Annotated in this window: 25 protein-coding genes, 2 tRNA genes and 2 pseudogenes; 14 read left to right on the top strand and 15 right to left on the bottom strand. The window is 50.6% G+C overall.

All coding sequences use genetic code 11. The features are described from left to right. Nucleotides 1–80 precede the first annotated feature (80 nt). Nucleotides 81–1,286, bottom strand: coding sequence for an MFS transporter (locus PsAD26_RS23895; RefSeq protein WP_208985831.1), 1,206 nt, complete (start codon nucleotides 1,284–1,286; stop codon nucleotides 81–83). A gap of 307 nt (nucleotides 1,287–1,593) precedes the next feature. Here PsAD26_RS23895 and PsAD26_RS23890 point away from each other — a divergent pair, with 307 nt between their 5' ends. Together PsAD26_RS23890 and PsAD26_RS23885 are read left to right on the top strand one after the other, a co-directional pair. Continuing rightward, a complete protein-coding gene (locus PsAD26_RS23890) occupies nucleotides 1,594–2,091 on the top strand; it encodes a hypothetical protein (RefSeq protein ID WP_063298157.1) in 498 nt (165 codons plus the stop codon). Between the two features lie 12 nt (nucleotides 2,092–2,103). Next, nucleotides 2,104–2,583 (top strand): carboxypeptidase-like regulatory domain-containing protein, encoded by a 480-nt coding sequence (locus PsAD26_RS23885; RefSeq protein ID WP_063312408.1) that lies wholly within the window; start codon nucleotides 2,104–2,106, stop codon nucleotides 2,581–2,583. Between the two features lie 120 nt (nucleotides 2,584–2,703). On the opposite strand, the gene ilvC is transcribed toward PsAD26_RS23885, so the two are convergent. The 4 genes from ilvC to PsAD26_RS23865 form a co-directional block, all read right to left on the bottom strand. After that, nucleotides 2,704–3,723: a ketol-acid reductoisomerase gene (gene ilvC, locus PsAD26_RS23880; RefSeq protein ID WP_057465770.1), complete on the bottom strand. Its 1,020-nt coding sequence runs from the start codon at nucleotides 3,721–3,723 to the stop codon at nucleotides 2,704–2,706. 103 nt (nucleotides 3,724–3,826) lie between these two features. Next, nucleotides 3,827–4,456 carry a TetR/AcrR family transcriptional regulator gene (locus PsAD26_RS23875; protein WP_057465771.1) on the bottom strand — a complete coding sequence of 210 codons (630 nt, stop codon included), beginning with the start codon at nucleotides 4,454–4,456 and terminating at the stop codon, nucleotides 3,827–3,829. Nucleotides 4,457–4,711: 255 nt separating this feature from the next. After that, the gene (locus tag PsAD26_RS23870) at nucleotides 4,712–5,314 is read right to left on the bottom strand and encodes a YeeE/YedE thiosulfate transporter family protein (protein WP_063312407.1); all 603 of its coding nucleotides are present in this window, start codon (nucleotides 5,312–5,314) and stop codon (nucleotides 4,712–4,714) included. Between the two features lie 11 nt (nucleotides 5,315–5,325). Next, on the bottom strand, nucleotides 5,326–5,847 hold the full coding sequence (locus PsAD26_RS23865; RefSeq protein WP_063312406.1) for a YeeE/YedE thiosulfate transporter family protein: 522 nt from the start codon (nucleotides 5,845–5,847) through the stop codon (nucleotides 5,326–5,328). A gap of 302 nt (nucleotides 5,848–6,149) precedes the next feature. On the opposite strand from PsAD26_RS23865, the gene PsAD26_RS23860 reads away from it, so the two are divergent. Continuing rightward, nucleotides 6,150–7,682: a hypothetical protein gene (locus tag PsAD26_RS23860; protein WP_208985830.1), complete on the top strand. Its 1,533-nt coding sequence runs from the start codon at nucleotides 6,150–6,152 to the stop codon at nucleotides 7,680–7,682. Between the two features lie 40 nt (nucleotides 7,683–7,722). On the opposite strand, the gene PsAD26_RS23855 is transcribed toward PsAD26_RS23860, so the two are convergent. The 3 genes from PsAD26_RS23855 to PsAD26_RS23845 all read right to left on the bottom strand — a co-directional run bounded on the left by PsAD26_RS23855 (nucleotide 7,723) and on the right by PsAD26_RS23845 (nucleotide 9,687). Continuing rightward, nucleotides 7,723–8,100: a ribbon-helix-helix domain-containing protein gene (locus tag PsAD26_RS23855; RefSeq protein ID WP_063312404.1), complete on the bottom strand. Its 378-nt coding sequence runs from the start codon at nucleotides 8,098–8,100 to the stop codon at nucleotides 7,723–7,725. 31 nt (nucleotides 8,101–8,131) lie between these two features. Further along, the gene (locus PsAD26_RS23850) at nucleotides 8,132–8,713 is read right to left on the bottom strand and encodes a DJ-1/PfpI family protein (protein ID WP_063312403.1); all 582 of its coding nucleotides are present in this window, start codon (nucleotides 8,711–8,713) and stop codon (nucleotides 8,132–8,134) included. 98 nt (nucleotides 8,714–8,811) lie between these two features. Continuing rightward, nucleotides 8,812–9,687 (bottom strand): hypothetical protein, encoded by an 876-nt coding sequence (locus PsAD26_RS23845; protein WP_208985829.1) that lies wholly within the window; start codon nucleotides 9,685–9,687, stop codon nucleotides 8,812–8,814. A gap of 376 nt (nucleotides 9,688–10,063) precedes the next feature. Here PsAD26_RS23845 and PsAD26_RS23840 point away from each other — a divergent pair, with 376 nt between their 5' ends. After that, on the top strand, nucleotides 10,064–11,470 hold the full coding sequence (locus tag PsAD26_RS23840) for a glutamine synthetase family protein (protein ID WP_063312401.1): 1,407 nt from the start codon (nucleotides 10,064–10,066) through the stop codon (nucleotides 11,468–11,470). Nucleotides 11,471–11,541: 71 nt separating this feature from the next. Here the strand turns inward: PsAD26_RS23840 and PsAD26_RS23835 are convergent, their stop codons facing one another. From PsAD26_RS23835 to PsAD26_RS23825, 3 genes are all read right to left on the bottom strand, one after another. After that, nucleotides 11,542–12,300: a pyridoxine 5'-phosphate synthase gene (locus PsAD26_RS23835; RefSeq protein ID WP_063312400.1), complete on the bottom strand. Its 759-nt coding sequence runs from the start codon at nucleotides 12,298–12,300 to the stop codon at nucleotides 11,542–11,544. A 199-nt stretch (nucleotides 12,301–12,499) separates the two neighbouring features. Continuing rightward, nucleotides 12,500–13,093: an acetolactate synthase small subunit gene (gene ilvN / locus PsAD26_RS23830; RefSeq protein ID WP_057465780.1), complete on the bottom strand. Its 594-nt coding sequence runs from the start codon at nucleotides 13,091–13,093 to the stop codon at nucleotides 12,500–12,502. A gap of 19 nt (nucleotides 13,094–13,112) precedes the next feature. Further along, nucleotides 13,113–14,885, bottom strand: a complete 1,773-nt coding sequence (locus tag PsAD26_RS23825; protein WP_063290139.1) for an acetolactate synthase 3 large subunit — start codon at nucleotides 14,883–14,885, stop codon at nucleotides 13,113–13,115. Between the two features lie 861 nt (nucleotides 14,886–15,746). Here PsAD26_RS23825 and PsAD26_RS23820 point away from each other — a divergent pair. Both PsAD26_RS23820 and PsAD26_RS23815 read left to right on the top strand, forming a co-directional pair. Continuing rightward, nucleotides 15,747–15,822: transfer RNA gene (locus PsAD26_RS23820), tRNA-Lys, on the top strand. A gap of 20 nt (nucleotides 15,823–15,842) precedes the next feature. After that, nucleotides 15,843–15,918: transfer RNA gene (locus tag PsAD26_RS23815), tRNA-Lys, on the top strand. 384 nt (nucleotides 15,919–16,302) lie between these two features. Here the strand turns inward: PsAD26_RS23815 and PsAD26_RS23810 are convergent. Next, nucleotides 16,303–16,566, bottom strand: a complete 264-nt coding sequence (locus PsAD26_RS23810) for a hypothetical protein (RefSeq protein ID WP_063312399.1) — start codon at nucleotides 16,564–16,566, stop codon at nucleotides 16,303–16,305. A 775-nt stretch (nucleotides 16,567–17,341) separates the two neighbouring features. Here PsAD26_RS23810 and PsAD26_RS30290 point away from each other — a divergent pair. Further along, nucleotides 17,342–17,623 (top strand): annotated as a pseudogene (locus tag PsAD26_RS30290) (integrase core domain-containing protein); the annotation flags it as partial. 55 nt (nucleotides 17,624–17,678) lie between these two features. On the opposite strand, the gene PsAD26_RS29780 reads toward PsAD26_RS30290, so the two are convergent. After that, complete coding sequence (locus PsAD26_RS29780) at nucleotides 17,679–17,834, bottom strand: hypothetical protein (protein ID WP_193758352.1); 156 nt, start codon at nucleotides 17,832–17,834, stop codon at nucleotides 17,679–17,681. Nucleotides 17,835–17,873: 39 nt separating this feature from the next. Beyond that, the gene (locus tag PsAD26_RS23805) at nucleotides 17,874–18,830 is read right to left on the bottom strand and encodes a DMT family transporter (RefSeq protein ID WP_063312398.1); all 957 of its coding nucleotides are present in this window, start codon (nucleotides 18,828–18,830) and stop codon (nucleotides 17,874–17,876) included. Nucleotides 18,831–19,255: 425 nt separating this feature from the next. Between PsAD26_RS23805 and PsAD26_RS23800 the strand changes: the two genes are divergently transcribed. Both PsAD26_RS23800 and PsAD26_RS23795 read left to right on the top strand, forming a co-directional pair. Next, a complete protein-coding gene (locus PsAD26_RS23800) occupies nucleotides 19,256–20,119 on the top strand; it encodes a LysR family transcriptional regulator (RefSeq protein WP_063312397.1) in 864 nt (287 codons plus the stop codon). 393 nt (nucleotides 20,120–20,512) lie between these two features. Continuing rightward, a complete protein-coding gene (locus PsAD26_RS23795; RefSeq protein WP_063312396.1) occupies nucleotides 20,513–21,181 on the top strand; it encodes a peroxiredoxin-like family protein in 669 nt (222 codons plus the stop codon). A 978-nt stretch (nucleotides 21,182–22,159) separates the two neighbouring features. Here the strand turns inward: PsAD26_RS23795 and PsAD26_RS23785 are convergent. Further along, nucleotides 22,160–23,029: a LysR family transcriptional regulator gene (locus PsAD26_RS23785; protein ID WP_063312394.1), complete on the bottom strand. Its 870-nt coding sequence runs from the start codon at nucleotides 23,027–23,029 to the stop codon at nucleotides 22,160–22,162. A 104-nt stretch (nucleotides 23,030–23,133) separates the two neighbouring features. Between PsAD26_RS23785 and PsAD26_RS23780 the strand changes: the two genes are divergently transcribed. The 5 genes and pseudogenes from PsAD26_RS23780 to PsAD26_RS29530 form a co-directional block, all read left to right on the top strand. Next, a complete protein-coding gene (locus PsAD26_RS23780) occupies nucleotides 23,134–24,039 on the top strand; it encodes a haloalkane dehalogenase (RefSeq protein ID WP_063312393.1) in 906 nt (301 codons plus the stop codon). After that, complete coding sequence (locus PsAD26_RS23775; RefSeq protein ID WP_063312392.1) at nucleotides 24,029–24,754, top strand: hypothetical protein; 726 nt, start codon at nucleotides 24,029–24,031, stop codon at nucleotides 24,752–24,754. Before PsAD26_RS23780 ends, PsAD26_RS23775 begins: the two co-directional genes overlap by 11 nt. A gap of 26 nt (nucleotides 24,755–24,780) precedes the next feature. Next, nucleotides 24,781–25,398: a short chain dehydrogenase gene (locus PsAD26_RS23770; protein WP_063312391.1), complete on the top strand. Its 618-nt coding sequence runs from the start codon at nucleotides 24,781–24,783 to the stop codon at nucleotides 25,396–25,398. After that, nucleotides 25,395–26,405 (top strand): haloalkane dehalogenase, encoded by a 1,011-nt coding sequence (locus PsAD26_RS23765; protein WP_063312390.1) that lies wholly within the window; start codon nucleotides 25,395–25,397, stop codon nucleotides 26,403–26,405. Before PsAD26_RS23770 ends, PsAD26_RS23765 begins: the two co-directional genes overlap by 4 nt. A 353-nt stretch (nucleotides 26,406–26,758) precedes the next feature. Then, nucleotides 26,759–26,906: pseudogene (locus tag PsAD26_RS29530) on the top strand (IS3 family transposase); the annotation flags it as partial.

Below are 26,906 nucleotides of genomic sequence, written 5' to 3'. Positions count from 1 at the left end.
TTGATACATCTCCTTGAAGGAATTGCAAGCAGGAGATGTTGTCGTGCATTTATGCGCGCTGTACCGGCCAGCGCAAATGCTCAGGATGTTTGTGCGAGCTGCTGGTGTTGGGGGGGCTTGATGACCAGCAGGATCAAGGTGGCCAGGGCTGCAAGGACCACGCTGCTCAGGATTGTGTTCTGGAAGGTGGTGTAGGATGCAACAAGCCCAGTGAGAACGTTGCCCGCCAAGCCGCCGACGAAGATGGCATTGACGAAGTATGAGGTCGCGATGCCGGGCTTGTGACGGGCATAGTTCTGGATGAACGTGATGCCCACACTGGCGCAAATGCCATAGTACATGCCCTCAATGATGCAGAGCATGAGCACTTGTCCAACGGAGGTAGCGCTTGTGATTGTTGCAAAGAAGAGCATGGCGCCAAGACCAGAAAGTAACATCATATTCCGCTCGCCAATCCGCTGTGTAGGCTTGATTGCAAAATAGATGATGATGACTTCAAAGAGGCTTTTGGTTGCAAAAGCCCAGCCGGGGACGGAGACCGAGAGGCCCATCTCCTTGATGAAGTAAACGGGGCCTGCCGAAAAGAAAACGCTGTTTGCGGCGGACAAGGCAAATACGGGAACACATGCGATCACCAACATCATGGGAACTGTGTTGGCAGTGCTGCTTTCCTGAGCATGCTTCTTGATGTGAGTTTTCAGCGTTGCGGGGATGAACAGCAGGCAAAGGGTGAGCCAGATGAAGGCTGAAATGGCTGCTGCCATATGGATTTCCTGAAACCCATAGGTGCCATAAAGCAGGAAGGCCGCAGGCGGACCAAAGACCCACCCAAGCGACAGGCAAATACGCATGTGAAGGTTGAAGGTGCCCGGATCGCGTCCGGTCTGCTCTGCAATCAACCGACCCGTGGAGTACATGGTGGAGAGAGCGCCAGCACTGATGCCGATCAACGGAATGCCGAGAATGACGAGAGACAGGTAGGAGGGGGCAGTCAATTGGATGAGAGCATGAACAGTGAAGGCGCAAATGTTGATGAGAAGCAATGGTTTGACGCGGTTACCACCATCAATGAGCCCACCAAAAATGCGGTTGGTGACAAGAGACACAACCGAAAACCCGCCGATGACTAGCGCAAGATTAAACGCGGGTTCCTGTAGTTCCTCGATGATATAGGTGCTCAATAATGGGATTACGAAGGCAATCGAAAATGCGCCGAAAAACATCACTGCGAAAAATAAAATTGGGAACTTATCAAGTCTTTGTAATGGACTGCTAATAGGATTCAAGAAAAACTCCACGCCCTAACCTTGCAAAAGATGGTTTCGGGCCAATCGCTCTAATACTACGTAAATTACCTGATGAGGGTGTCGTGTAAAGTGAGCAATTTTAAGCACAGAAAAACACAGTGAAGGCCCGGGTTTTTCTGGATGTCATGTATCTCTAAGCCTTTGGAAGATTATTGATTATTGTTGATCGGATAAAGGTGAGCTGGATTTATTCTGTTTGAGCATCGCTGCTTTGCTTCTCGAATATTGACGGTTGGTTTTTTTGAATTGGCTGGGATATTTTTGGAGTGGTTGGTGGGAGGTCTGCATGCTCTTTGCCTTTATTCTTGCTCTTACGGGTATTTTATTCGGTGGCCTTATCGCCATCTTGTCAGTCTATGCGCTGATTAAAGAAAAGCGATTTGTTGACAATGAAGGGCGCGTTGTAGAGCTTGAACTTCCATTTTTTGGCAAGCTGAAAACAAATGCGGCGCCGATTGCTGTGACATTCATCGGTGGAGGATTGATTGTCTTTTGCCTACAGCAATTTGGCAATTCTCCCAACCTGACTGAGCTTGTTGCTACGGTCAGAATTGAACAACCGCACTCTGTCAACATGGTTGCGCTGGCTGTTGTCAGTGATGAATGGGATTCCGTGGAGAGCTGGGGCAACGAGGAAGAGCTTGAGATCAAGTTAACCGTTCCCAGCAACTGGAAGTCTTACAATGGGTATCTGGTCCCGTTGGGCGATCCGGATGTTGCTCCCCGATTTTTTAATGCAGGCGAGAAGTTTAAACCGACCGTTGTTTTGAGCAAAAACCGCTAAGGAGGAGCGTAGATGATGATCCGCCATTTCGCTCGTTTTGTGATGTTTTTCGCCTTGGTTTTGGTCAGTATACCAGCGTTCTCGATGGGGGGATGCGAGGGGAGTGATGCCGTGACAGGTGCTCCTGCGGCCTCGGTGTGTGGGCAGGCGGTTGATGATCAAAATGAACCTATTGCGAATGCTCCATTGCTGCTGAAAAACAAGGATAGCGATAAGGCCATTACTGTGTTCACGGATGATCAGGGTTTTTTCAGAGCCTATAATCTTGATAGCGGCGAATACTCAATTGAGCTGCCAGAGGGTTTAGCAAAAGAGTTTTCGGTTGCTCCCTCTGATGAAGCGTTGCCTGCCAGCAGTGTTGCAAGCCGACGAGACAAGAAAACTATAGAGATTAAAGAAAAGAGCTTCTTTCAGAACATGCTCAGTTTACAGCCTGAGGCCGTTGATGCCGGAAAAATCCAGCTTGAAGTTGAACCGAACCTGCAGAGATAAAACCGGGTGACCAGGTCTTCAGTGCATTGATCTTTATAAAAACAATCAGAGCGGCAGTTGAGGTAAAGTTCAACTGCCGCTCTGATTTTGTTTTATGCGTATCCTGCGATGAGGATCAGATTAGTTCTTCGCTTTGTCGACCAGCTGGCCAGCGGAGATCCAAGGCATCATTTCGCGGAGCTTTGCGCCAACTTCTTCAATTGGGTGCTCGTCGTTCAGGCGGCGTGTTGCTTTGAATTTCGCGCCACCAGCCTTGTATTCCTGGATCCACTCAGAGGTGAAGGTACCGTTCTGGATTTCTTCCAGTACGCGCTTCATTTCTGCTTTGGTCTCGGATGTCACGATGCGTGGACCGGTCTGGTACTCACCCCACTCAGCAGTGTTGGAGATGGAGTAGTTCATGTTCGCGATGCCACCTTCGTAGATCAGGTCTACGATGAGCTTCACTTCATGCAGACACTCGAAGTATGCCATTTCTGGTGCGTAACCAGCTTCGGTCAGAGTTTCAAAGCCCGCGCGGATCAGCTCAACCAGACCACCGCAGAGAACTGCCTGCTCACCGAACAGATCGGTTTCACACTCTTCGCGGAAGGAGGTTTCGATGATGCCGGAACGACCGCCGCCAACGCCGGATGCGTATGCCAGACCGAGGTCTTTTGCGTTGCCTGTTGCGTCCTGATGAACAGCGATCAGACAAGGTACACCGCCGCCTTTCTGGTATTCGCCGCGTACGGTGTGGCCTGGGCCTTTTGGTGCAACCATGAGAACGTCGATGGTGGACTTAGGCTCGATAAGACCGAAGTGAACGTTCAGGCCGTGTGCGAAAGCGATTGCTGCGCCATCACGGATGTTGCCTGCGATATCTTCTTTCCAGATGTCTGCCTGCAGCTCATCAGGAGTTGCCATCATCATCAGGTCTGCGTCTTTTGCAGCTTCAGCAACAGTCTTACAAGTGAAGCCGTCTGCTTCAGCTTTCAGGCGTGTTGTGGAACCTTCGCGCAGAGCGATGGTGATGCCTGCAACGCCGCTGTCTTTGAGGTTCATTGCATGTGCACGGCCCTGAGAACCGTAGCCGATGATGGTGATGTTCTTGCCCTTGAGCAGGTTCAAATCGCAATCGCGGTCATAATATACGCGCATGGTACTACCCTTTGTTTCGCCCGTGCCTTTCCCAAAGCACGTATGGTCTAGTTTTTGGTTTGCGTATCCCTGAAAATCTGTTTCCACTTTCCAGAGAGGCGCTTTAATTCTGTGCTCCGTAGAGCTGTATGAACTGTTTGACTGCTGTTTGGGCAGCCAGTTCCAAGTCTTTTGCCGATGCCTGTGCGGTGCCGCCCAAAAGCATGCGGATGTGCTGATCGCGGACGACCAGCCCGTAAAGTGTGCTGTAGGCTTCCTGCGGGTCTTCGCAGTGCAGGTAGCCAAGTGTGCATCCTTTTTCCAGCAAAGCTGTGGTCTGTCTGCCAATGCGGGCGCGGCCACTCTTTTCGAGGATGGCGCCAAGGCCGGTTTCAGATTTGCTGGCTTGCCCGATGGCAAGTCTGTTCAGGGCCAGAGAAACGTCGCCGGAGATGGTCTCCAGCAGGTTTCTGGCAAATTCTTCCAATGCGGCGCGCAGGCCGTCTTCGCTCATGTTTGCGGCTGGATCAGCACCCGGAATAACCTTAGAGGCCTGACGGGTAACGATTGCAGCAAGCAATCCATCGCGATCCCCAAACCACTTGTAGAGGCTCTCTTTCGAGCACCCCGCAGCGCGAGCGATGGCGGCTGTTGTCAGCGCTTTTTCGCCGCCTTCCACCAGCAGCTCCAGCGCTTTGTCCAGTACCGCGCGCTGGCGGTCTGTAAAGTCTGGTTGTTCTGGCTCAGTGGACATATGCGGTTCTAATTCCAGCGGTTCGGCTTGTTTGATTTTCTGTACCGTACGGTACGGTTCGGTTATGCCGTAGAATCGAAATGGATGCAACAGGAAAGTGAGGGAAAATACAGCGTGGGCGCAATAAAATTAGGTGTCTTAAGGTGAGTTTGAATTGATCCTTTCTCATTCACGCAAAAAAATGCCCCGAAGGTCTGTGCTCCTCCGGGGCATTACTGATCTGAACTAAAGTCAGTTCAGTTGGGGGCTCTTAAATTATGCATGTGCAGCATTTGATCTGGCAGATGCATCGTTGTTCTGGTCCATGCCACGATCCACTTTCCATGGGCGATACATTTCCAGCGCAGTCATGACGACGACGAGGGCAGCAGCGGTGATGAGACCGAGCATCCAGAAGGGCAGGGATGGGAACAGATCCGCGTAGGTGATCTTGCCAAGGCTGCCCATGTCCAACACGCCGTCAATGAGGGATTTGTTGTAGCCATAAAACGCTGCACCCATGATGCCGCCGATGATGGTGAGCCATGCGTCTTTGTAGCCGCGGCCAATCTGAGCGAAGACTGTGCCCGGGCACGCACCTGCGATGGCTATGCCTGCGCCGAGGATGGTGCCGCCGACAATGATGTTGCCAACAACAAAGCTTTTCGGGTGCAGCTCTGCAAGGCCGAGTGCAGTCAGGCCAGAGAGGACGACCAGACCAGTTGCTGTTGCTGCGAGGAACATTTTAAGCATGGTGTAGTCTTTGAAGAGGAACTGGCCGATGAGCACGCCGGGTTCCATGACACGAGACTTTTCCAGTGCGACACCGAAGATGATGCCCATGGTGAGGCCGAGGATAACAAGCCAGAAAATTTCCATATGACCTCTCCTTAGGATGCGCGTTTGTAAAGAAGGTTGGCGGTGACGATGCCACCTGCGAACATGGCCGCAACAGCGACGCTGGAGCCGACGCCGAGCTGTGCAAGGCCGGAGATGCCGTGGCCTGATGTGCAGCCGCCTGCGATGCGGGCGCCAACCAGCAGAACGAAGCCACCGATGAAGCCTTGCAGGAGACGAATAACCGGGGCTGAGCTTGCACCGATGGTCTTCCAGCTGGCAGAGGAGAAGCTGGCTTTACGGCCACTTGCTTTGTAGGAGATCAGAGCGCCCAGGGCGATGCCGATCACCAATGCGCTTTGCCAGAAGTATTTGTCCTTGGACATGTATTTGGCGAAATACTTGATCTCCGTGATGCTGGAATCAAACAGCGAGAAGATGAAGCCGGTGCCGGTGACGAAAGAGGATGATGCCCCCAGTGCGGTATCAACCAGCAGAAATGCCGGGATTTGCAGGAGCCCAATAATTATGCCCGCCAGGTAGGGGGACCAAACGTTTTGCCTGAGAAGATCCAATTGATTGCCCTCCGATCTCTCCTTAATTTAGCATATTAATATATACTAATAAACTAATATACAAGAGGGATTTGTAGGGGAAGCGTGATTTAGATGAGCTGAATGAATTTGTTCTTCCAGCAAGATCATCCAGATATAACGCAATAGTTTCATTGGCGTTGGTTAGGTTACCTGTTGTTTGCTGGATGAACATCCATCCGCATTTCAAATATATGAAATATGGAATTCATAGTCCTACTATTGGTTATTGTGAGACCGGCGTTTTCCTTCAGGATGTAGTTGCTTTGCATTCGGGAGGGATGATGTCTTTATTTGAGTATAAAGGGAATGACGCGCGAAAGCTCATGTCTGATGCTTTGGACTTGATGCTTTATAGTTATCACGGGCTGGATGATGCGCTTGGGAGTGCGTATCAAGCCAACGGGTTCTCGCTGGGAACACTGGTCGGAACTCTTTGGGGAACTGAAGATCAAGCCGGATTGTTGAGCGGGGAGAGTGAACAAGCGGCACGCGACAGGATTGAGGAGAAAGGATGGACGGTCCTTTCTGCTGCTGATCTTGGCTATGATGGTGCAATCGTTGATCACAACGGGACGTTTCAGGGGGAGACGTTCAAGTTCAAAGATGCTCAGGCAGACGTGCTGGCCAAGTATGATGAACAAGGCAACATCACGCAGGTCGCGCTGGCGTTTCGTGGAACGACGGGGACATTGGACAACATTGTTACCGACACGATTGGGGATGTGATCGACTATCTTGAGTTCTTCAAGGATGAACCGCATTACGTTGAAGAAGCGTTCGGCGGGCTGCTTGCTGCGCTGAAGGATTTCATGGTTGGGCATGGACTGGATGGCAGCGATCTGGTTGTGACAGGCCATTCGCTGGGTGGCGGTGCTGTTGCCAACATGGCAGAGCGCAGCAATGACTGGCTGGATGGCTTCTTTGTGGATGCCAACTACATGGCATTTGCCAGCCATTATACGCCGGAGGATGGTGCGGCTGTTCTAGACAGCGGGGCTGAGCTTTTCAGCTTTGATCTGGAAAACGATCCGGTGCCCTCGACGATCTCGTCTGATGGTCTGGATTTGACGGGTAACGATACGGACTACGGCTACGACACCAGCAATATCGTCATTTTCAATGATTGGTATGATACACCGTTGTTTTGGGATGGGGGCGGATTGCTCAACCTGCCGAGCTGGTCGGCGCATCTGCCTTTCAACTACAGCACGGCATTCAATGCCATCAACGCCTCCGCGTTCTATAGCGAGATGAACCGGGACAGTGTGGTGATTATCTCCGGGCTTTCTGATCAGAAACGTGATGATACGTGGGTTGAGGATCTTCCAATTTTGCTGGACCCAACCGGTCACCATGGACAGGATGCCTACATCCTCGGATCAACCTCCAATGACCTGCTACGCGGGAATGATGGTGATGATGCCCTGGAAGGGTTTGCTGGTGATGATCATCTGCGCGGGGAAGATGGCAATGACCAGCTGCTTGGCGGTTCCGGTGATGACATTCTGGAAGGTGGAGATGGTAACGATGTTCTGCGGGATGGTGCGGGCCGTGACTTCCTCGTTGGGGGAGATGGTGCCGACACGTTCTGTTTTGCGGATGATGGTGTGAAGGATGTGATTGATGACTTCGACGTTGGCGAGGACACCATTGATCTATCTGCAGCTGGTGTGAGCTCATTTTCAGAGCTGGATATCGATGAGACAGTTTTGGGAGGATGGATCACCATATCCTACGGCAATGATGTGCTGGAGGTGGATACGGGGTGGTTGTTCACTCATAGCCTGAGCGCTGAAGACTTTGTCTTTGCGTAGCAGTTGATTGGCTTCTCTCGCTGAAGAAGGTGAGGGGAGCCTAACTTGCGTTTTCTATGGCGCGTGTTTGTGCCCGATAGGCGCGTTCGTTCTTCAGCAACTGAGGGGCATTGAGAGTGCTGATCGGGACGGATTTGTCCTTTGGGATATCCTCTGTCACCTGTAACGAGAGATAGCGGAGGCAACATACACGCAGGAAGCTGGTGAAGTTGCCCAGGTCATGTCTTGCTTCGATGGATTCATTGTGCAGACGTGTCAGAAGCTGGCCAACGGACATGTCGTCACGCTTAGCGATCTCTTCAAGGATGGTCCAGAAGTAAGTTTCCAACCGCACGCTGGTGACCATACGGTCAATGCGAAGGGAGCGTGTTGTACTCTCCCACAGGTCAGTATCTGCTTTGATGAAAAGCTCGCACATGGTCCCCTCCGCAATTGTCTAGTGCTGCTTCTTAAGCATAAGCAGGCTGGTTCAGCAGAGCAAGGAACTGCTTGAGCCATGCTGGATGAGCAGGCCATGCTGGCGCTGTTACAAGGTTGCCATCAGTGACTGCGTCAGCCACGTCGATGTCAGCGAACTTGCCGCCGGACATGGTGACCTCTGGTGCGCAGGCCGGATAAGCGGAGCAGGTTCTGCCCTCTAGCACGCCAGCAGCAGAGAGAAGCTGAGCACCGTGGCAGATGGCTGCGACCGGTTTGTTCTCTTTGAAGAAGTGACGCACCATGTCCAGAACGGCTGGGTTCAGGCGCAGATATTCTGGTGCACGGCCACCGGGAATGACGAGTGCGTCATAATCGGCCGGGTTAATGGCGTCAAAGCTGGCGTTGAGTGTGAAATTGTGACCACGTTTTTCGGTGTAGGTCTGGTCACCTTCAAAGTCATGGATGGATGTTGCGACTGTATCGCCTACCTTTTTATCCGGACAAACGGCGTGAACATCATGACCAACGGCGCCTAAGGTCTGAAACGGCACCATGGTTTCGTAATCCTCGGTGAAGTCACCGGTGATCATAAGCACTTTTTTGGCAGACATGTTTCCCTCCCAGATTTGGCTGCGAGGGAAACGTAGCAAGGGAAGAGGCTGAGCGGGTAATAGCGTATTACTACATAGCCCAGCCTAATCTCGAAGGCTTAGTCGACTTCGTTGGTTGAGAGGGAAATCCAACGTTTCAGCTGTGGCAGATCAGAGCCTGCTGCTGTGCGGTCGTTTTCCTGCAATGTTGTGGTGCCGAACTGGAAGAATGCGCCAAAACGGAACTCATGAATGACCGGTTCGTCGGATTCATCACCTTTGATCTGGAAGTCATGACCATTGTAGGAAGCGCTGAGACCAACTGGCAGAGCGGTGAAGCTTTGTTTAAACTCCGCACCCCAGCTGAAGATGTTCACTTCACCGTTGCGTGCTTCGCGCGGGTTCGGGTGATTGTAGCGATCACCACTGACGTAAGACAGAGAGCCGGTCAACTTGGTGTTTGGTGTGAAGTAGTAGCTTGCGCCACCACGGGCAAACAGGCCGTTGTCGATGGTCTCGTTCTGGTCGTCATCACCATCAAGGAAGCCAGCCTGACTGAACAGGGTGATGTCCTGAAGGTAATACTGGCCTTCAACGCCGATGAACTGGAAGGTTTTGGTGGAGGTGTCGTCTCCACCGTCAACGGTTACACCGCCGCCACCGAAGACACCGAACAAGCCTTGCTGTGGGTCTTTGTAAGCAAAGTGGACTGCTCCCAGACCGTCGCGGAGGGTGTTGTCACCGTCCTTGATGTCGAACTGGTAGTATTCGAGATCTCCATCTACCTGCAGGCTGAACTGCTGGAAGAGTGGCAGAGCGTAAGATCCATAGAAGCCAAGGGTGTTTGGTTCCTGATCTTTCGTGTCGATCTGATCAGCCTCAAAGAAAGAGCGGCCAACGTTGACGCCGACAAAACCGCCTGCGTTAAGCTCTCGTGGAGCTTCTGTTTGGTGGTTGGCTTCTTGTGCACTGAGTGGATGTGCGGCAAGAGCCATGGGGATAGCCAGGAGGTATAAAGAGCGCATGTTTCTATTATTCTTGATGGGGTGTCCTTAGGGAATGTCCAACCTAGCAGAAATCCGTATCCTTACAATTTTCTGGCAATAAACTATTAGTTATCTCTACGAGTGTTGCTGATCTGCACAGTGGGTTTAGGCACTATTATTTTCATCATTTCATGGGGTTGATGTGATTTTTGTCGATTATTTGCGTTTGGGTGCCTGTGTATCAATTGTACTGCCTAGGTAGTCTTGATGCTTTACTTGCAACTTCTGCGGATAATGGATTTAGTTTAAAGGTCGCCAAATTCTTCCACGCTTTGCAATCTGCGTTGACTTTAAGGTGCTTGGTACATCTTGGAGTAGATCAGGCATGATGACGTTTTCAGAAGAGCAAGCCGTCTCTAAGGAGGCGTTGGCCAAGCAGATCGCGCAGTTGAAGCAAAGGGGCGTACGTTCGGTCATCACGCAGGTTCCGGATATGAACGGGCTTTTGCGGTGCCGACTTCAGCCTCTGGATGGGCTGGAGAAGGGATGTTCCACCAATTCCTCGCTTTACCTCATCCCTCACGGTGACGGGCAGCCGGCAGGTGAGCAGATCTACGAGTCTCCGCATGTCTGGTATCATACAGGCTTTGGCAACTTGCACAGTTTGGCAGATGGTAACACCCTGTGCCAACTGGGGTGGCGGCCTGAGGTCTCTGAGGTTTTGCTCAACTGCTATGAACGGGGTGGAGAGCGCTTTTCACTGGATGTGCGGCGCTCGTTGGCAATGCTGGAAGAGAAACTTGCCGAGCTGAAGCTCACCATGAAAGTTGGGATGGAGTTTGAGTTCGGGATCTTTCACTTTGACCGCGCATTGGTTGAGGCAGGCGAGCATCATAAACTCAAGCCGTTTGGTCATTCACTGCAATATGACTCGGTCAATCGTGACCCGGATTACATGGATCTGATGGAAGCGTTTCGTGTGCGTATGGACTCGCTTGGCATCGGGGTGTCCTCGATGGAGAGTGAGATTGGTTGGGGCATGTATGAGGTCGCCTTGTCACCAACCTCGCCGTTGCAAGCTGCTGATAATGCAGTGCGGGCACGTCATCACCTCAAAGAGCTTTGCCGGGAGCATGATCTGATTGCGACTTTTATGGCGCGTTATCAGCCGATGGGGCAGGATTCTGCGTGCGGAACCCATGTGCACATCAGCCTCTACGACGAGATGGGGCACAATGTGTTCTATGATCGGGAGGCGGTGTTGAGTGAGCGGGGGAGGTTCTTTGTGGCGGGGCTTCTGGCGCAGATGCAAGCGTCTCATCTGGCGTTCCGGCCTACGATCAACTCGTACCGGCGACTTTCGCGATTTACCGGGTGTCCTGAAGAAGTGTGTTGGGGAGACGAGCACCGGGTGAGCGCGGTGCGCGTTATTTCCAGTCCTGATCCGCAAGCGATCCGTTTGGAGCATCGGTGCCCGGGAGCTGATACCCATCCGTATATTATTGTGCCGTTGATTGCCTCCGCTGGGCTGCTGGGTCTGAGCAAAGGAGAGGAGCCACCAGCAATGCTGATTGGTGATCCGGGCAAGGATGAAACTTTGGAGAAGCTGCCTCGGTCTCTGGAAGCGTCATTGGAACTCTTCCGGGAAAGTGATTTTGTGAAGGGAGCGTTGGGTGCGTCGCTGGCGGATCAATATGCACGTAGCCGGGAGAACGAGCTAAAGGCGTTCAAAGCGTGGATTGAGAAAGACATCACCAGCTTCGAGTTTCTGCGATATTTTGAAGGGGTTTGAGCTCTGTAGTGGCCTACAAAAAAGCCTGCTGTAATGGATCACAGCAGGCTTTTTCTTAAACTCGGTGGCTCTTATAGCTCTACAGGCTCACCAAGGGCGTGACGGAAGCGGCGGACGCTTTGGGTGAAACCGTGTTCCAAGGCATCGGCGGTGAAGCCGTGGCCAATAGAGACCTCTGAGATGTATGGCACGCGCTCAATTAGAGCAGGCAGGTTCTCAACGGTGAGATCGTGACCTGCATTGACCAGAAGGCCTGCTGCTCTTGCCGCTTCTGCGGTGGCAACGACTTTTTCCAGCTCGACCTTTTCTGCTTCCTTGTCAGAATGACAGGCACCGTAAGGGCCGGTGTAAATCTCGATACGCTCAGCGCCTGCTTCAGCTGCAAGAGCTGGCTGGCTTGGTTCCGGATCCACGAAGAGTGATGTGCGCACGCCCCAGGACTTTGCAGTGCTGATGGCCTCTTTCAGGAGATCCATGTTCTCGGAGAAATCCCAGCCATGGTCGGAGGTCTGCTGGGATGGGTCGTCCGGCACAAACAGAACCTGCGTCGGGCGGGTTTGTTCCACCAGTTCCATGAAGCGCTCATCCGGATAGCCTTCGAGGCACAGTTCTTTGCCATGCAGCTCTTCGCGCAGCATTTTGGAGATGTCTTCAACATCTGTGCGGCGAATATGGCGCTCATCCGGGCGTGGGTGCACGGTGATGCCTTTGGCGCCTGCATTGAGGGCAAGTGCTGCCAGATGCGTCACGCTTGGCCACGGAACGTCGCGGCGATTTCGCAGAACTGCTACAGCGTTTACGTTGACGGATAAGCGGCTAGGCGTCTTCATGGGGCATACTCTTTTTTGAGTCAGGGCATGTCGCCTTTATACGCCATGCTCTGACTTTTTTATTCTTCACGTACCCTTATCCGAGAACCGGTTCCCACCTGTCGGGGATACGCTCTAGATTATCAAAATAAAACGGCGTCTTCACAGACTTGCAAAAGACGCCGCTCAATATCAATAGGACAAAATTGTCCTCTAACTGTTAAATTTCATCCTGCAAGTCTTTAAGACCTTGGGACCCACGTGAAAGTGCGGCAACGCCCGTACGTGAAACCTCAACAAGACCCAGTGGTGTCAGGATTTCGATGAACTGATCGATTTTATTGGTGCGGCCTGTGATCTCGAAAACGAAGTGATCAATGGTTGCATCAATGACAGTTGCCCTGAAAGCTTCTGACAGCCGCAAGGCCTCCAGACGTTTTTCTCCTTCACCACGCACCTTGATCAGTGCCAGCTCTCGCTCAAGCGGCTTTTCCTGATTGGAATTGCGTGCTGCAACGGTCAGATCCCGGACGATATGCACCGGTACGAGACGATCCAGCTGGTGACGGATCTGCTCGATGATCTGAGGAGTACCTGTGGTCACAATCGTGATACGGGAAACGTGCTTCTCGTGCTCCGTTTCAGAAACACTGAGACTGTCAATGTTGTAGCCACGGCCAGAGTACAGGCCAATCACGCGGGCAAGAACACCAGGTTCGTTGTCTACAATGATAGATAGGGTATGTGTTTCGAGGACATCGCTGGTTTCGGCTAGGAAATAAGCCGATAGAGCGTCTGTTTTCTGTGCGTTCATAATGGTTCTCCCAGCTTACCTATACCAATGACTTGCCAGCGGTGTCGATGGCGTTTGCAACGGCTTCATCAGTTGCTTCATCTGGCAACAACATTTCGTTGTGGGCTTTGCCTGATGGGATCATTGGGAAGCAGTTGGTCAGCTGAGCGACGCAGCAATCAAACAGAACCGGGCCAGGTGTTTCAATCATTTCCTGAATGGCGTCATCCAGTTCACCCGGTTTGGTGACACGAATGCCTTTGCCGCCGTAAGCTTCTGCCAGTTTTACGAAGTCAGGCAGGCTGTCCGTGTAGGAGTGGGAGAGGCGGTTGCCGTGCAGCAGCTGCTGCCACTGGCGAACCATACCCATGTAGGAGTTGTTCAAAATGAACGTTTTAGGAGCCAGACCATGCTGAACGGCTGTCGACATTTCCTGAATGTTCATCAGGATGGAAGCATCGCCTGCAACGTTGATGCACAGCCCGTCTGGATGAGCAACCTGTGCGCCAATAGCTGCTGGCAGGCCATACCCCATTGTGCCGAAACCACCTGAAGTCAGCCAGTGGTTTGGAGATTCAAAGCCAAGGTACTGCGCCGCCCACATCTGGTGCTGTCCAACCTCGGTGGAGATGTAAACATCCTTACGGCCTTTGATGGCTGCGTTCAGACGCTGCAACGCGTACTGAGGCATGATGACATCATCGCTGTGGCGGTAAGACAAGCAATCGCGTGCGCGCCATTTGGCGATCTGTGTCTGCCATTCCTTCAGCTCTGGCTGAGAGCGGAAGCTGGAGGCGCGCCAGATGCGAACCATGTCTTCCAGAACGTGAGCCACATCGCCAACAATCGGCAGGTCAACATGAACGATCTTGTTGATGGAGGATGGATCGATGTCCACGTGAATCTTGGTGGAGTTTGGTGAGAAGGCGTCCAGACGGCCTGTGATGCGATCATCAAAGCGTGCACCGATACAGATCATCAGATCACAATCGTGCATAGCCATGTTGGCTTCATAGGTGCCGTGCATGCCCAGCATGCCGAGCCACTGCTCACCGGATGCCGGATAAGCGCCCAGACCCATCAGGGTGGATGTGATCGGGAAGCCTGTCTGGTCCACCAGTTCACGCAGCAGCTGGCTTGCAGCCGCGCCGGAGTTGATGACGCCGCCGCCTGTATAGAACACAGGGCGTTTGGCTTTTGACATCAGCTCAACAGCTGCGCGAATGGCAGTCATGTCGCCTTTCAGCTGCGGGCGATAGCTTTTGTGGTTGCTCGGGTTTGCCTGCGGGCCTTCATAGGTGCCGGTGGCAAACTGAACATCCTTTGGAATATCGACAACAACAGGGCCTGGACGACCAGATTGTGCAACATAAAATGCTTCATGGAGAATGCGCGGCAGATCATCAACGTCCTTCACCAGCCAGTTGTGCTTGGTGCACGGGCGGGTGATGCCAACGGTGTCACATTCCTGGAACGCATCTGACCCAACAAGGTTGGTTGGTACCTGACCGGTGATGCAGACCATGGGGATGGAGTCGAGCATGGCGTCTGTCAGGGCAGTCACCATGTTGGTTGCGCCCGGACCAGAGGTCACCAGAGCAATGCCGGCTTTGCCGGTAGAGCGTGCATAGCCTTCAGCAGCATGGCCTGCGCCTTGCTCGTGACGGACAAGGATGTGCTGGATCGCGTCCTGCTGGATCAGCTCATCATAAATGGGTAGAACTGCACCACCAGGGTATCCAAATACATGTTCCACCCCGTTGTCCTTCAGCGCCTGGAGAACCATTTCAGCGCCTGTCATCTCCCGTTGCATCATCAAGTCCTTGTTGCCTGTATCTGCTCGTTTTGCCTGATTGAAGGGTGTGCAATCAATCCGACTGTTTGCTTTTGCAGAGGTGCTCTTTTAAACATCACTGCGAATTAGCCATAAAAAAAGGAGCCGTTTGGCTCCTTGTGCGCGTCTAACCGTTCCGAGTGAGCTTGCTCACTCCGGCGACGCACGTCCCACCACGATAAGAAGAATTGAAGTTTGCATTTTGGTATTGGGAGCCTCAGGGCTCCACTCTCCCTTAACATAATTCCAACCGTGAAAGAGATTACCGCGCTTCACCATTGAATCGCTCAGGTAAACTCTGAAATTCGGGGAGAGATTAGGCTTAGATACGTAAAAGCGTCAAGTGGCTTCTTCTTAATGTTGCGCCGCAAAGACCTCTCGTTTTCTTGAGTTATCTGCAACAGTCAGCGTGCTTTGCAGAAGTTGCGTCACGGAAAGTTATACCCGCTCTGTTTGCATTGGCTTTTCTAAGCGCAATTGTTGCGCTTGAGCGAACCCGCAGAAATACGGGATTTTGCAGTGCGATGATGGTGGAACGACTTTAGCTGCAGTGCACGCCTGTGACTGCTAAGAAGATTGGAGATAGACCGTGGCAGGGAGATCTGTGAAACTTTTGCGTTGGACTAATTGATAAGAAGGCAGTTTTGCGAAAATTGCGGTGTTTTTTCGCGTTTCGCACTTCTGAATTGTGTTTGTGCTGCGAAAATTCGTAGATTTGCATAGGTTAGTCTGGGATAAGTTTACTTTACACAAGACATTTTCGAAAAGTTGCACGTAGGGCCTTGCGCTCTCGCAAAAGGCTTTATATACACCCGCCATCGCTTCGGCGGGAAACGTTTTGGGTGTATAGCTCAGTTGGTAGAGCAGCTGACTCTTAATCAGCCGGTCTAGGGTTCGAATCCCTATGCACCCACCAACAGACGTCTCGTGTTTAGTGAGCCCGTAGCTCAGCTGGTAGAGCAACTGACTTTTAATCAGTAGGTCCACGGTTCGAACCCGTGCGGGCTCACCATTTAACCTCATGGTGAATAAAGAGGTTTAGCAAAGCTCCCCTCCGGGAGCTTTTTGCGTTTAGGCTTCGTGTCAGCACTATGTAAGCAAATGAGAGCGTTTGAAAGCACGATTTCACCCCTCTTAGTTCCTCCCAATACCCTTTCAAATTAATTCAGGAAAAGCTGTTAATGTCGTCACTGGTCGTCAGTACACAGGCTTCCCATAAGGCTTGAGCTCTGAAGAGTTGTCAGAGAACTGTAACGTGTCGTCAGAGTGCAACTTTAATGCTTCTTGATAAAAGGCATGCCCGCTTCAAGCGAATATCAAAAATGGCCTGAGAAGCATCACGCTTCCCAAGCCAGAATATTCCATGAGAGGCGAAGCCTCTCTTCATTCCGTATTTTTAGTCTTTGGAGACTTCCAGCGCGCAAGGTTCGAGCAGCTCGGAGATTTTCTCGCTACTTCCCTGCACATCTTCAATGTGATTGCGCACAGTATCAAACAGCGTCAGCAACGCTTCATATTCCTGTGTGTGCTCCATGCGTTCACTCAGAACCACACTCATGGAATAAACCAGATTTTTGAGGTGGTTGGTTGCTAGGCTAAGCTGGTCCACTTCATTGCGAAGGGATGTATGGGCACATTTCTCTTTACCAGTATCAGTCATTACGAAGCCCTCTTCGTTGGCTTGTTGAACAAACCACTCGACAGAGAGCTTTCGACAACCCACTGGCGAGCGGGAGGTTCGAAACCTGACGAAGACAGGCGGGTTTATTCCCCCGCAAAGGGTATTTTATTCACCGCCCTCCCGCCCATAAGCGAGAGTTTGCGTTTGGAGAGCTAACTCCAGACACAAAAAAACCGCCAATAAACGGATGCGGTAACCGCTTCGTAGAGGTTTCGACGCCTCAAAGTGAGCATGCGATGATTGGGACAAGGTGTCAATGCAAGGAAACTGAATTCCTCCACAAACCCATAGGATTAGCGGGGTCAATAACTGATAACAACAACATGAACATAAACACCAAGCCCTCGTGAAAACCACATAGCCGCTTGAACCATGGTCCCGAACTACCCGTAGGCAGACAAGGGCCTGGAAAGGACCCGCGATATCCAGAAGAGGGAGACGCTAGATCGCATTCAGATAAATCAGTCGCTTTAAACCCGTCACCTTCTTCAGCACTTGAATCTGCTTCTGCCTCAACAGCGGAGAGGCTTGATCTACCGCATTGCCAATAGAATTTACCTTTGCTGGCCAGAAACGTGAGCTTTCCCCACAGAAGTGGTCCACGTTTATGATTGGGAAAATGGAAGATTAGATATGGGAAGCAAGAGACCAAAACCAGAGGAAATTGTCGTTAAACCGCGACAGGTTGAAGTCCTTACCTAGTGAGAGATATCGCGTGTTGACGCGATCAGGCGGGTTGGTGTGACTGTGCAAACTTAATTCGAGTGAGGTCATCGACGTGTTGACGGATCTGTTCATCCTGCGCCGCGCACCAGCCCAAATTTGTTCTGGCAACGGCCCGGAGTTTGTTGCCAAGGCCACAAGGAAATAGACAGAGGTTTTTTGAGGGGCAAACTGCCTACATCGAAATTGATATTGCGAAAGTTTCAATGAGTGAATGCAGGATGAGCTACGGAATGTGGAAGCCTTCTACTCGCTGCGTGAAGCCCAAACTATCATTGAAAGCTGGAGGAAACACTACAACATCAAACGATCCTAAAGTGCTCTGGGTTACCGTCTGCCGGCTCTGGAGACCAACTATGCATTATCTTTTAATTTAGGCCACTCATTAGAGGCTGCTCAGCTTCACTCATCTCATCCTGATCAGACAACAATCTCTTGAAAGCATCTTTGAAGTAGCGGTCAACATCATGAATTCTCAGTTGAACAATGGCGTAGACAGCTGTGTTTTCTTCTTTCTGTGTCATCTGATAACTCCTCGGATTAAAGGGAATGGAACAAACTCTTCAGCGGGTAGATTTAAGTGCACTCATCACCACAATTGTCAGACCAACGCCGACGGTCGCGAGGCCGCCCCATTGAATGACTGATGGTGTTTCTCCGGTAAGGGGAACTCCGATAATCAACGCAAAAACAGGAACTAAAGCAGGAAACATGGCAGCTTGGGCTGCACCCAATATCTGGACCGACTTAGCAAATGCAATCATAGCTACAACACCAGACAGAACACCTTGCACAATGAGCTGGGTCACCAGAATGTCTGCTGACTGCGCAGTGAAAACATCAACACCACGAGAGCTGAGATAGATTGGCCCAACGGTCAAAAGTCCTGCGATTGAAACAACTGTAGTCACATCGAGCGCGTTCAGTTTCCAGTGCTGCTGCAACACACTAAAGCCAGCCCAAAGCATTCCTGCGACAATGAAAAATGTATCACCAATGAAAATCTCAAGAGAACTGGTCATGGCAGCGGGACCAGCAATGAGAGCAAGACCAATAAGTTTTATCAGTGTCCCAAATATGCGCTGCAGGCCAAGTTGTTCACTCAGGAAAATACGAGCAAGCAAAAACCCGCCAAGCATCATGGAGGCCGGCACAATAACGGCACCGTGCGTCAATGGTGCATAAATATAGCCGCCTACACCGAGCAACACGAAGGGAGGCCCTAACAGGACAGACACAACAACTGCTTGTAAGAGGGAGATGCGCTTGAGGGGATTACGTCGCACGATCAAAAGAAACAGCAGCATGAGCGGGCCTGCCACAATATAACGAAGAAATGCGATATCAAACCCATCAAGGCCTGCGGTGACTCCGACACGCGAGAGTGAGAGATACGCTCCCCAGATTAGACTGGCGGTGAACCCGGCAATAATCCCTGGAACGAGACTTGGGATTTTCTTGACAGGGCATTCCAATAAGACACTGCTCATTTCCGTTTTAGTGGCCTGAACATGAAACATTTTGTTTCTCCTTCGCAACCGGTCTACTTGTTGACCAATATGTTGAGCAGGACCAAAGCGGATGAGGCAGCGTATAGGTTTATCCCGGAAGATGCTGAGATTTACGTGGCTAACACGACAGATTAGAAATCAAGGCGATCTCATTGTGTGACGTCTTTCGCAGAAGCAACTCATCGACAAAATAGCAGGATGTCTGAGAGGGCAACGCCACTTCCTCATTAACTGTGAGAGTGTCTGCGGGGAGCAGTGCTCACTGGAGTTCTCAGGATTGATTAGGATAACTGAGCCGTGACAGGCCCAACTTGCCGACTTATGTTTTTGTTGTTCGCTGTGGTCCTTAATGGATCGGTTAAGGAATATATGGCAGTACTGGCACGCGTGATAAATCGGTTATCCGGTCAACGCACTATTGCTCAGGAGCAACAATGAAAGAGCTTGATGGGTTGATGGAGTTTTGCGCTGTCGTTGAAAACGGTGGTTTCAAAAGAGCTGCAGAGTCTCTTGATGTATCGACATCATTCATTAGCCGCCGAGTTTCCAACCTCGAAAATCGCTTAGGTGTGTTATTGCTGCATCGGACGACACGCAGCGTGAACCTAACAGATATAGGGGAGCAATATTACCTGCGTTCAAAAGCGATATTGGCAGACATACACGCACTATCAGCTGACTTAGCTGAACAGCAAAACTTGGTAAAGGGGCGTATCCGAGTAGCCGCTGGAGGAATATTTGGCGAGACTTGGGTGGCCAGTGCTCTTGCTGATTTTGCCAGATCGCACCCTGAGGTTGAACTTGACTTGGAGATAAGTGACCGGCCTGTAGACTTGGTCAGAGAAAAATTTGACCTCGCTATTCGTCATGGAATGCCATCAGACCCGGATTTGACAGTTAGCAGGATAGGAAGCCGGCGGATGATGGTTTGTGCTTCTCCAGATTATCTGAAAGAACATGGCGAGCCAAACGAACCCGAGGATCTGGTATCTCATTCTTGTTTAATCACGCCCGGCCTGCGCTGGCTCTTTGCCAGGAATGGCGACACGTTTGAAGTCCGGGTTTCTGGGCGTTGGACTAGCAATAATGGGCGAGCGCTAATGATTGCTGCGTGTGCAGGTTTGGGGTTCACGAGGCTTGCTGAGGGATATCTGACCAGCGCATTAAAGTCGGGTGCTTTGGTTGCCGTCCTCAAGCTCTATGAGATATCACCACAGGAAACCCTCTTGGTATATCCCTCTCGTGCATTCCTTCCCTTCCGGGTACGCTCGCTCGTAGAGCATTTGAAGAAATACTAAAGTCAAACAAAGCCTACCAATTGTTCTTCATGAAGCTCACTTCTTAAGCTGTCGTTTGAATCCACTGCATTCAAAAGTAATACAATGCTCTAGTAACTCAGACCACGCTGAGATTGTTGCTCCTGAGCAATAGTGCGTTGACTGACCAACCAGTTTATCACACCTGCCAGTACTGCCATATTTCTCTCATCCGCTCTCTTCAGGACCAAAGCAAACTAAAGAATATTTGTCCGGAGTCTCGGGTTGGCACTGTCCAGCAAATTGATAGATATCGTGTCCGTCTCATCTTCATGACCTGAATTGAGTCTCGATTTAGCCCCGACTTCCAGTCTTTGGTGATGCAGTGCTCGACCTAAGCGATCATAATTCAACTAAGTAGAGGAAACATCCACAATGGCTTTACATGAAAAAATTGCAACTTTAAAAGCTCAAGTCGAAAAAAAACTACCTCAGAAAACTCGCGATGTCATGGACCGAGCCACTGCAGATCTGGCGGCATCAGGCATTTTGAATGGCACTATTAAAGTTGGTGATACACTTCCTAGTTTCACCTTGCCCAATCAGAATGGCACACCAGTCAACTCTAACGAGTTGCTCAAGAACGGCCCATTGGTGATCAGTGTTTTCCGAGGAGCGTGGTGCCCTTATTGCATGTTAGAGCTTGGAGCTCTGGAAGAAGCTTCACGGCAGTTCCAAGAGGCTGGTGCGAACATATTGATTATTTCGCCACAAACTCAAGCAGCTTCGCTCAAAACCAAAACTGAGAAAGGTCTATCTTTCGATATCATTTCGGATCTTGGTAGTCTTTATACCCGCAAGCTCGGTCTCGTTTTCTCTCTACCTGAGGATCTGCGTAAGGTTTATAAAGGGATCGGTATCGATCTTCCAAGTTTTAACGGAGATGAAAGCTGGGAATTACCTATGCCGGCGCGCCTGATTATTAGCCAAACAGGTGAAGTCATGAACGCTGACATTAATCCAGACTACACCAAGCGTCCTGAACCAGCAGACACTCTGCAGGAACTTCTTGTTAGCGCGAAGCAAGACCTAACCAACGCATAGCCTGAAAGCGATTGGCGGCATGCGATGGCAGGACATGCCGCCACAACAATCATAAGCTGATTTCGCTGCACCTATTTAAAAACTCAATGAGCAAGTTTTCACAGGATTAAGAACAGGACTTCCTGCTGCCTTAGTCACAACGCCGTGAGGAGCTGAAAAGTAGATTATTTGCAATTGAATTGTTGATCTGGCTGCATACATAGGATTGATCAGTGTTGTTCTGTTATTCAGGGCATATTTTATGAAGTAATAGAAGGTATACTTGTATGAACACAATCACTGTGCCTAAATCTCCTTTAATATGGTCTCTTTTTAGCTTGCGTTTAAGCATATCGGTTGTGTTTATCCTCTGGACTCTAAATAAAATCCTCAATCCAGATTCGACGGCAAAGACTTTCGAAGCTTTCTATGGTTTTTCAGCTATGAGCGAGGCTCTCTCGTTTATACTCGGCGGAATCCAAGCGCTCATCGTCATCTGCTTTCTTGTCGGATTTAAGAAACGTCTTTCAATAGGCGCCATTTTGATCATGCATGTCATATCGACTCTTGTCTCTTACGAGCGATATCTCGATCCGTTCACAAGCCCCAACCTCCTATTCTTCGCAGGATGGCCCATGTTAGCCGGACTTCTCACTCTCTATCTTCTGCGAGATTACGATACCAAGTTTTCAATAGAGCGCGGCGTTATGACGTAAATCAACGATGACGGTGTTGTTAGATAACCGGTGGGGTAAGTTCGATATTCTTGCGATTAGTTTGTTCCCAACGAGGAGGCAACCATCTCTTCAAGATCGTTTCTGCTGGTGGTAGTAATCCGTGAATGGCAGCTTCTGACCCCTTGCGCAGGCGATTTTGTGATGAAGTCGAATCTCACCCAGAGTTTGACGAACCTACTTTAGCATGTCCTCCTGCAGAGCAACTTTGATAATTGATCAATTTTAGGGCTCAAACTCTTCAGAGAGCCTCTGGATGTCTGACTTAGACATTAGGCTTTGTGTCTTCAAAGTAGGTCCAAATCATCCGACCAACTGGTCCTAAGGTTTGGTTGGCTCGTTTTGTTAGGCACAGAGGGAGCGATAGGTCTCCGAGTGTTGGCAGGATAATCAGGTCACCACGTGCAATCTCCTTCTCGACCATATGGTCTGGCAGGCGGCCCCATCCCAAGCCAGAGGTGATGAGTTGCTTTTTCGTGCTCATATCCGTCACATACCACTTAAGGGTCTCATCCAATATGTTGGTATCTGGGGTTTTCTCGTCGCTGGATTTAATGATCACCTGCGGGTAACGGGAAAGATCAGATTTTGTCAGTTTTTCAGGATCAGAGCCAACCAACGTACCTGCGATAACTAATGGGAACGACATGGTGCCGATTGGACGGTAGTCGATGAAAGGGCTACGGGATGGCGCTGCAAAAATGGCAATGTCGACCTTTCCCGCCATAAGCTGCCGTTCTCCAGAAGCAGTCTCTACCTCTAAATGGATTGTAGTCGATGGGAAGGATTGTTTTAGATCCTTCAAAAGGTCAGCTATTCGAGCGACCGGAAAGTTACTGCTGACACCAAGGCGCAGCTCGGTTTCGCTTTCACCTTTCAGGTCTCTTACGAACTCTTCAAACTGCTGAGCATGGGCCAATAATGGACGAATTTGAGTGAGTAGTGCGCGCCCATCTGGTGTTAGTTCTGGGCGATACTTGGATCGATCAAAAATCTGAACTTGATAGAATTCTTCTACCTGTTTGACGGAGTAAGACACCGCTGAACGAGCCTTGTTCAGCCGCTCACTGGCAAGTTGAAAACTGCCTGTGTCAGCAATAGCTGCAACAACATGAAGATGATCTAGATTGGTCATGGTCAAATTATCTGACCATTATGGGTGAAAAGCTATTCTTTTTTTGATGGAGAGGAGGAGTTATCCAGTTTCCAGAGGCGAAGCGTTTCTGGAGAGGATCAGATATGTGCGATGAAAGTAATTCAGCAGACTTTCACTTTACGTCCCTAAGGGTCGACGTACTGGGAAATTCCATCCATTACATTGAGGAAGGAGCTGGAGATCCGGTGCTTTTCATTCACGGGAACCCAACCTCCTCTTACATCTGGCGCAATATAATTCCGCATGTCAGCCCATACGCCCGCGCCATCGCAGTCGACCTCATCGGGTTTGGAAAGTCTGCAAAACCTGACATCGCCTATGGCTTTGACGACAGCTACGCTCATCTTGAAGGCTTCATAGAAGCGCTAGGACTAACCAACATCACGTTGGTTGTTCAAGATTGGGGGTCAGGTCTGGGCTTTCATTACGCCAACCTTCATCGAGAACGCATAAAGGGCATTGTGTTTATGGAGGCTATGCATCGCGAAATCGACTTTGATGCCATGGCAAAAGGCGACAAAGCACTCATGCGCATGATCCGTTCTCGGTTTACCAGCTGGCTGCTTTTGGGAGTCATGAACAGTTTCGTCAAACGCATGCTTCCAGATTGGGTACAGCGGGATTTGGGTAAAAAAGAGATGGCAGCATATTTGGCTCCATTTCCTACCGTTAAGAGCCGGAAACCCATCTATGTCTTCCCGCGTGATGTCCCTGTTCAAGGCAAGCCGGTACACATTTCCAATGCAGTGGCAAACTATTCCAAATGGTTGACTGAAACGCCGATCCCAAAACTGTTTTTCCATGCAGATCCGGGAGTTCTGATCCGCAAGACTGACGTGGCGTGGATTGAGCAGAAATTCCCAAACCTAACCAGTGTGGATTTGGGAAAGGGCCTGCACTTCTTGCAGGAAGATTACCCTCATGAGATCGGCAAGGCACTGGCAGATTGGTATCAAGCACTTAACGAAGGAGAGTACCATGCCCTATGAGTTTCCAGAGATGCAGCCACACGGGAAAATTCGTGAAGTTTTTCCGGATGTGTTCCACGTAACCGGTAGTGTTGAAATGGTATCGGGCATGCGCATCAGTCGCGCAATGACAATCTTGCGAGATGGTCAAACTCTTACCCTTGTCAGTCCTATTCGTCTAAATGACGAAGAAACCCAAGTCCTTGATGGTCTTGGGCGGGTAGAGAACATCGTCAAGCTTGGTGGCTATCATTTAGGAGCGCAGAACGGTCTGGATGACCCTTACTATGTGGATAGGTACGGTGCAAAACTTTGGGCACTGGAGGGTATGGAGCATAAAGGAGGGCTTGCGCCTGACCGGTTCTTACGGGTTGGCGGGGAGATGCCAGGTCATTCGCTCAGTTTGTTCGTCTACGATAGTTCTAGGTTGCCTGAGGCCATGTTTCTACTGGACCGCGAAGGGGGCATTCTGATTACCGCCGATAGCTTACAGAACTGGATTGAACCAGACGAGTTTTTCACTGAAATGGCCGCCGAGCGGATGGCACAGGCTGGCTTTTTCAAACCTGCGAACATTGGACCTGAATGGCGCCGGGTCTGCCAGCCGGATGCACAGGACTTCCTTAAGGTTGCAGAGTTGGAGTTCCAGCATTTGCTGCCGTCCCATGGAACACCACTTTTATACATCGCAAAGCAGAACCTGATGACTGGCTTTGCTGAATTACTAGGGCGTTAAGCCTCTGTATTATCAGGAGTAATACCATGAAAATTCTTATAATTGGAGCGTCCGGTATGATCGGGCGAGCAGTTTCTGACGCCTTGAAGAACCAGCATGAGGTGATTACTGCCTCACGGACTACTGGAGATATTAAGGTAGATATGTCTAATCCAGCGTCCCTTCGGGAGCTGTTTGCTCAGGTAGAGACGTTAGATGCGATTATCTGTGCTGCAGGTAACGGTGCAATGGCACCAGTGGCTACCATGAGCGATGACGATCTTAACCGTACCTTGGACAGTCAATTGAATGGGCAGATGAATGTGTTGCGGTTGGGTCGCACGGTAGTAAAGACGGGAGGGTCTATAACGCTGACATCTGGCGTGGCATCCCAAGAGACTATTCCTGCTACTAGTGTGATTTCTGCGGCCTGCGCGGGTATCGAGGCATTCGTGCGGGTTGCTGCTTCTGAAGAAAGCAGTCTTCGCTTGAATGTGGTTTCTCCCATCTTTGTTAAGGAAAGCATGGAGCTGTTCGGCATGCCAACAGATGGCGGCCTGTCAGCTAAAGATACCGCCAAAGCATACCTGGCTGCGCTAGCCGGCGATATGCATGGCCAGACACTGGCGACACCGACTTATGCCGAGATGGAGAGTTTCCTATGAGCAATTTTCAGCACCCAAAATTCGGCGAAGTCCTGCGTACACCAGATAGTGCTTTCGAGAACTTATCCGATTATCCATTTCAGCCCAACTACATGGACGTGGATGGCTTGCGAATGCACTACATTGACGAGGGGCGTGGTAACGGGGAAACCATCTTCTTGTTACATGGCCAGCCATCGTGGAGCTATCTTTATCGTCATATGATCCCGCAGTTGGTAGCTGCTGGGTACCGTGTTATCGCACCTGACCTTATTGGATTTGGCAAGTCAGACAAGCCAGCCGCAGCCAGTCCGTATTCCTATCAGGCTCAGGTAGACTGGATGAGCGAGTTTGTGGAGAAGCTTGGGCTCGATGGTGCCCATGCTTTTATGCAGGATTGGGGCGGTATGATAGGACTGCGTGTAATGGCACAAAAGCCATCCTGGATATCTCGTTTGATTGTCGCCAACACCGCACTGGCTGATGTGAAAGGCCCAGCAGCTTTCTTCCTACCAAAGATCTTGAAGACCCTGAAGTTTCTCGCTGGTAAGGCTTCGCTGAAAGCTCTTGCCCGTAAGCAATCCTACGGGAATTGGGCTTCCTACTTCCATTGGGCAGAAGCCATTGAGATTGGCGAGATAATGCAAATTTTGACAACACGTCATCTGAGCGAAGAAGAAAAGGCTGCATATGATGCACCATTTCCCGAAAATCGTTATCACGTAGCAACACGCGTCATGCCCCAGATTGTGGCAATTCAGCTACCGCAAGCACGTCTCGCATGGGATGATTTGCGCAAGAGCGCTACTCCTGTGATGACGCTATTTAGCGATAAAGATCCGTTCTTGGCTGGGCAGGGAATTGATAAGCAGTTCCAGAGCCTTCCAGGTGCTCAAGGACAGCCGCATCTGACCATTGAACATGCCTCCCACTTCTTACAAGAGGATAAGGGCAACGAGTTGGTCAAAAGAATATTGGCTTGGTCACTACCAAACCAACTAGCTAAGCAGGCAGAGCCGTCTGTTTAGGCAACTTACAAGGCCTTTAATCAACACGACTTCTGAAGGCTTCCACCATAAGAGAAGAAGTACCCAGATTAACCCGCCCGGTTTTCAATTAGTCGAACTTGAGGCTACTCAAACCAATCGGCTATCGAAAATGAGTTTGTATCGGGCGTGAACAATGGCTACTTTTTCTCTATTCAAAAAATGTAGGTGGCCGAGAACTTGAAGAGTAAATAAGTCTCGCTGATATCCCCTTGATTGAAACAACTGAATACCAGCTCGAGCTCATTTTGTTTGTCGGCGACGCCTTATGGACAAATCGATCGATTTGAGTAATGGAGTGTTTTGGCCCATGATCACTAGATTAGGAGTGAACAATGGGGCAATACACAAGGACCGCCAGCGCTGCAGCTGAGAAGGCGGTTAAAGACATCCGGCGCAAGACCCGAAAGCGCTATTCCACTGAAGACAAGATCCGTATCGTTCTGGCTGGACTGCGCGGTGAGGACAGTATTGCCGAGTTGT

Origin of the sequence: Pseudovibrio sp. Ad26 (assembly GCF_001623285.1) — a bacterium.
GTDB lineage: Bacteria > Pseudomonadota > Alphaproteobacteria > Rhizobiales > Stappiaceae > Pseudovibrio > Pseudovibrio ascidiaceicola.
This window is presented reverse-complemented; position numbering and strand designations above follow the sequence as displayed.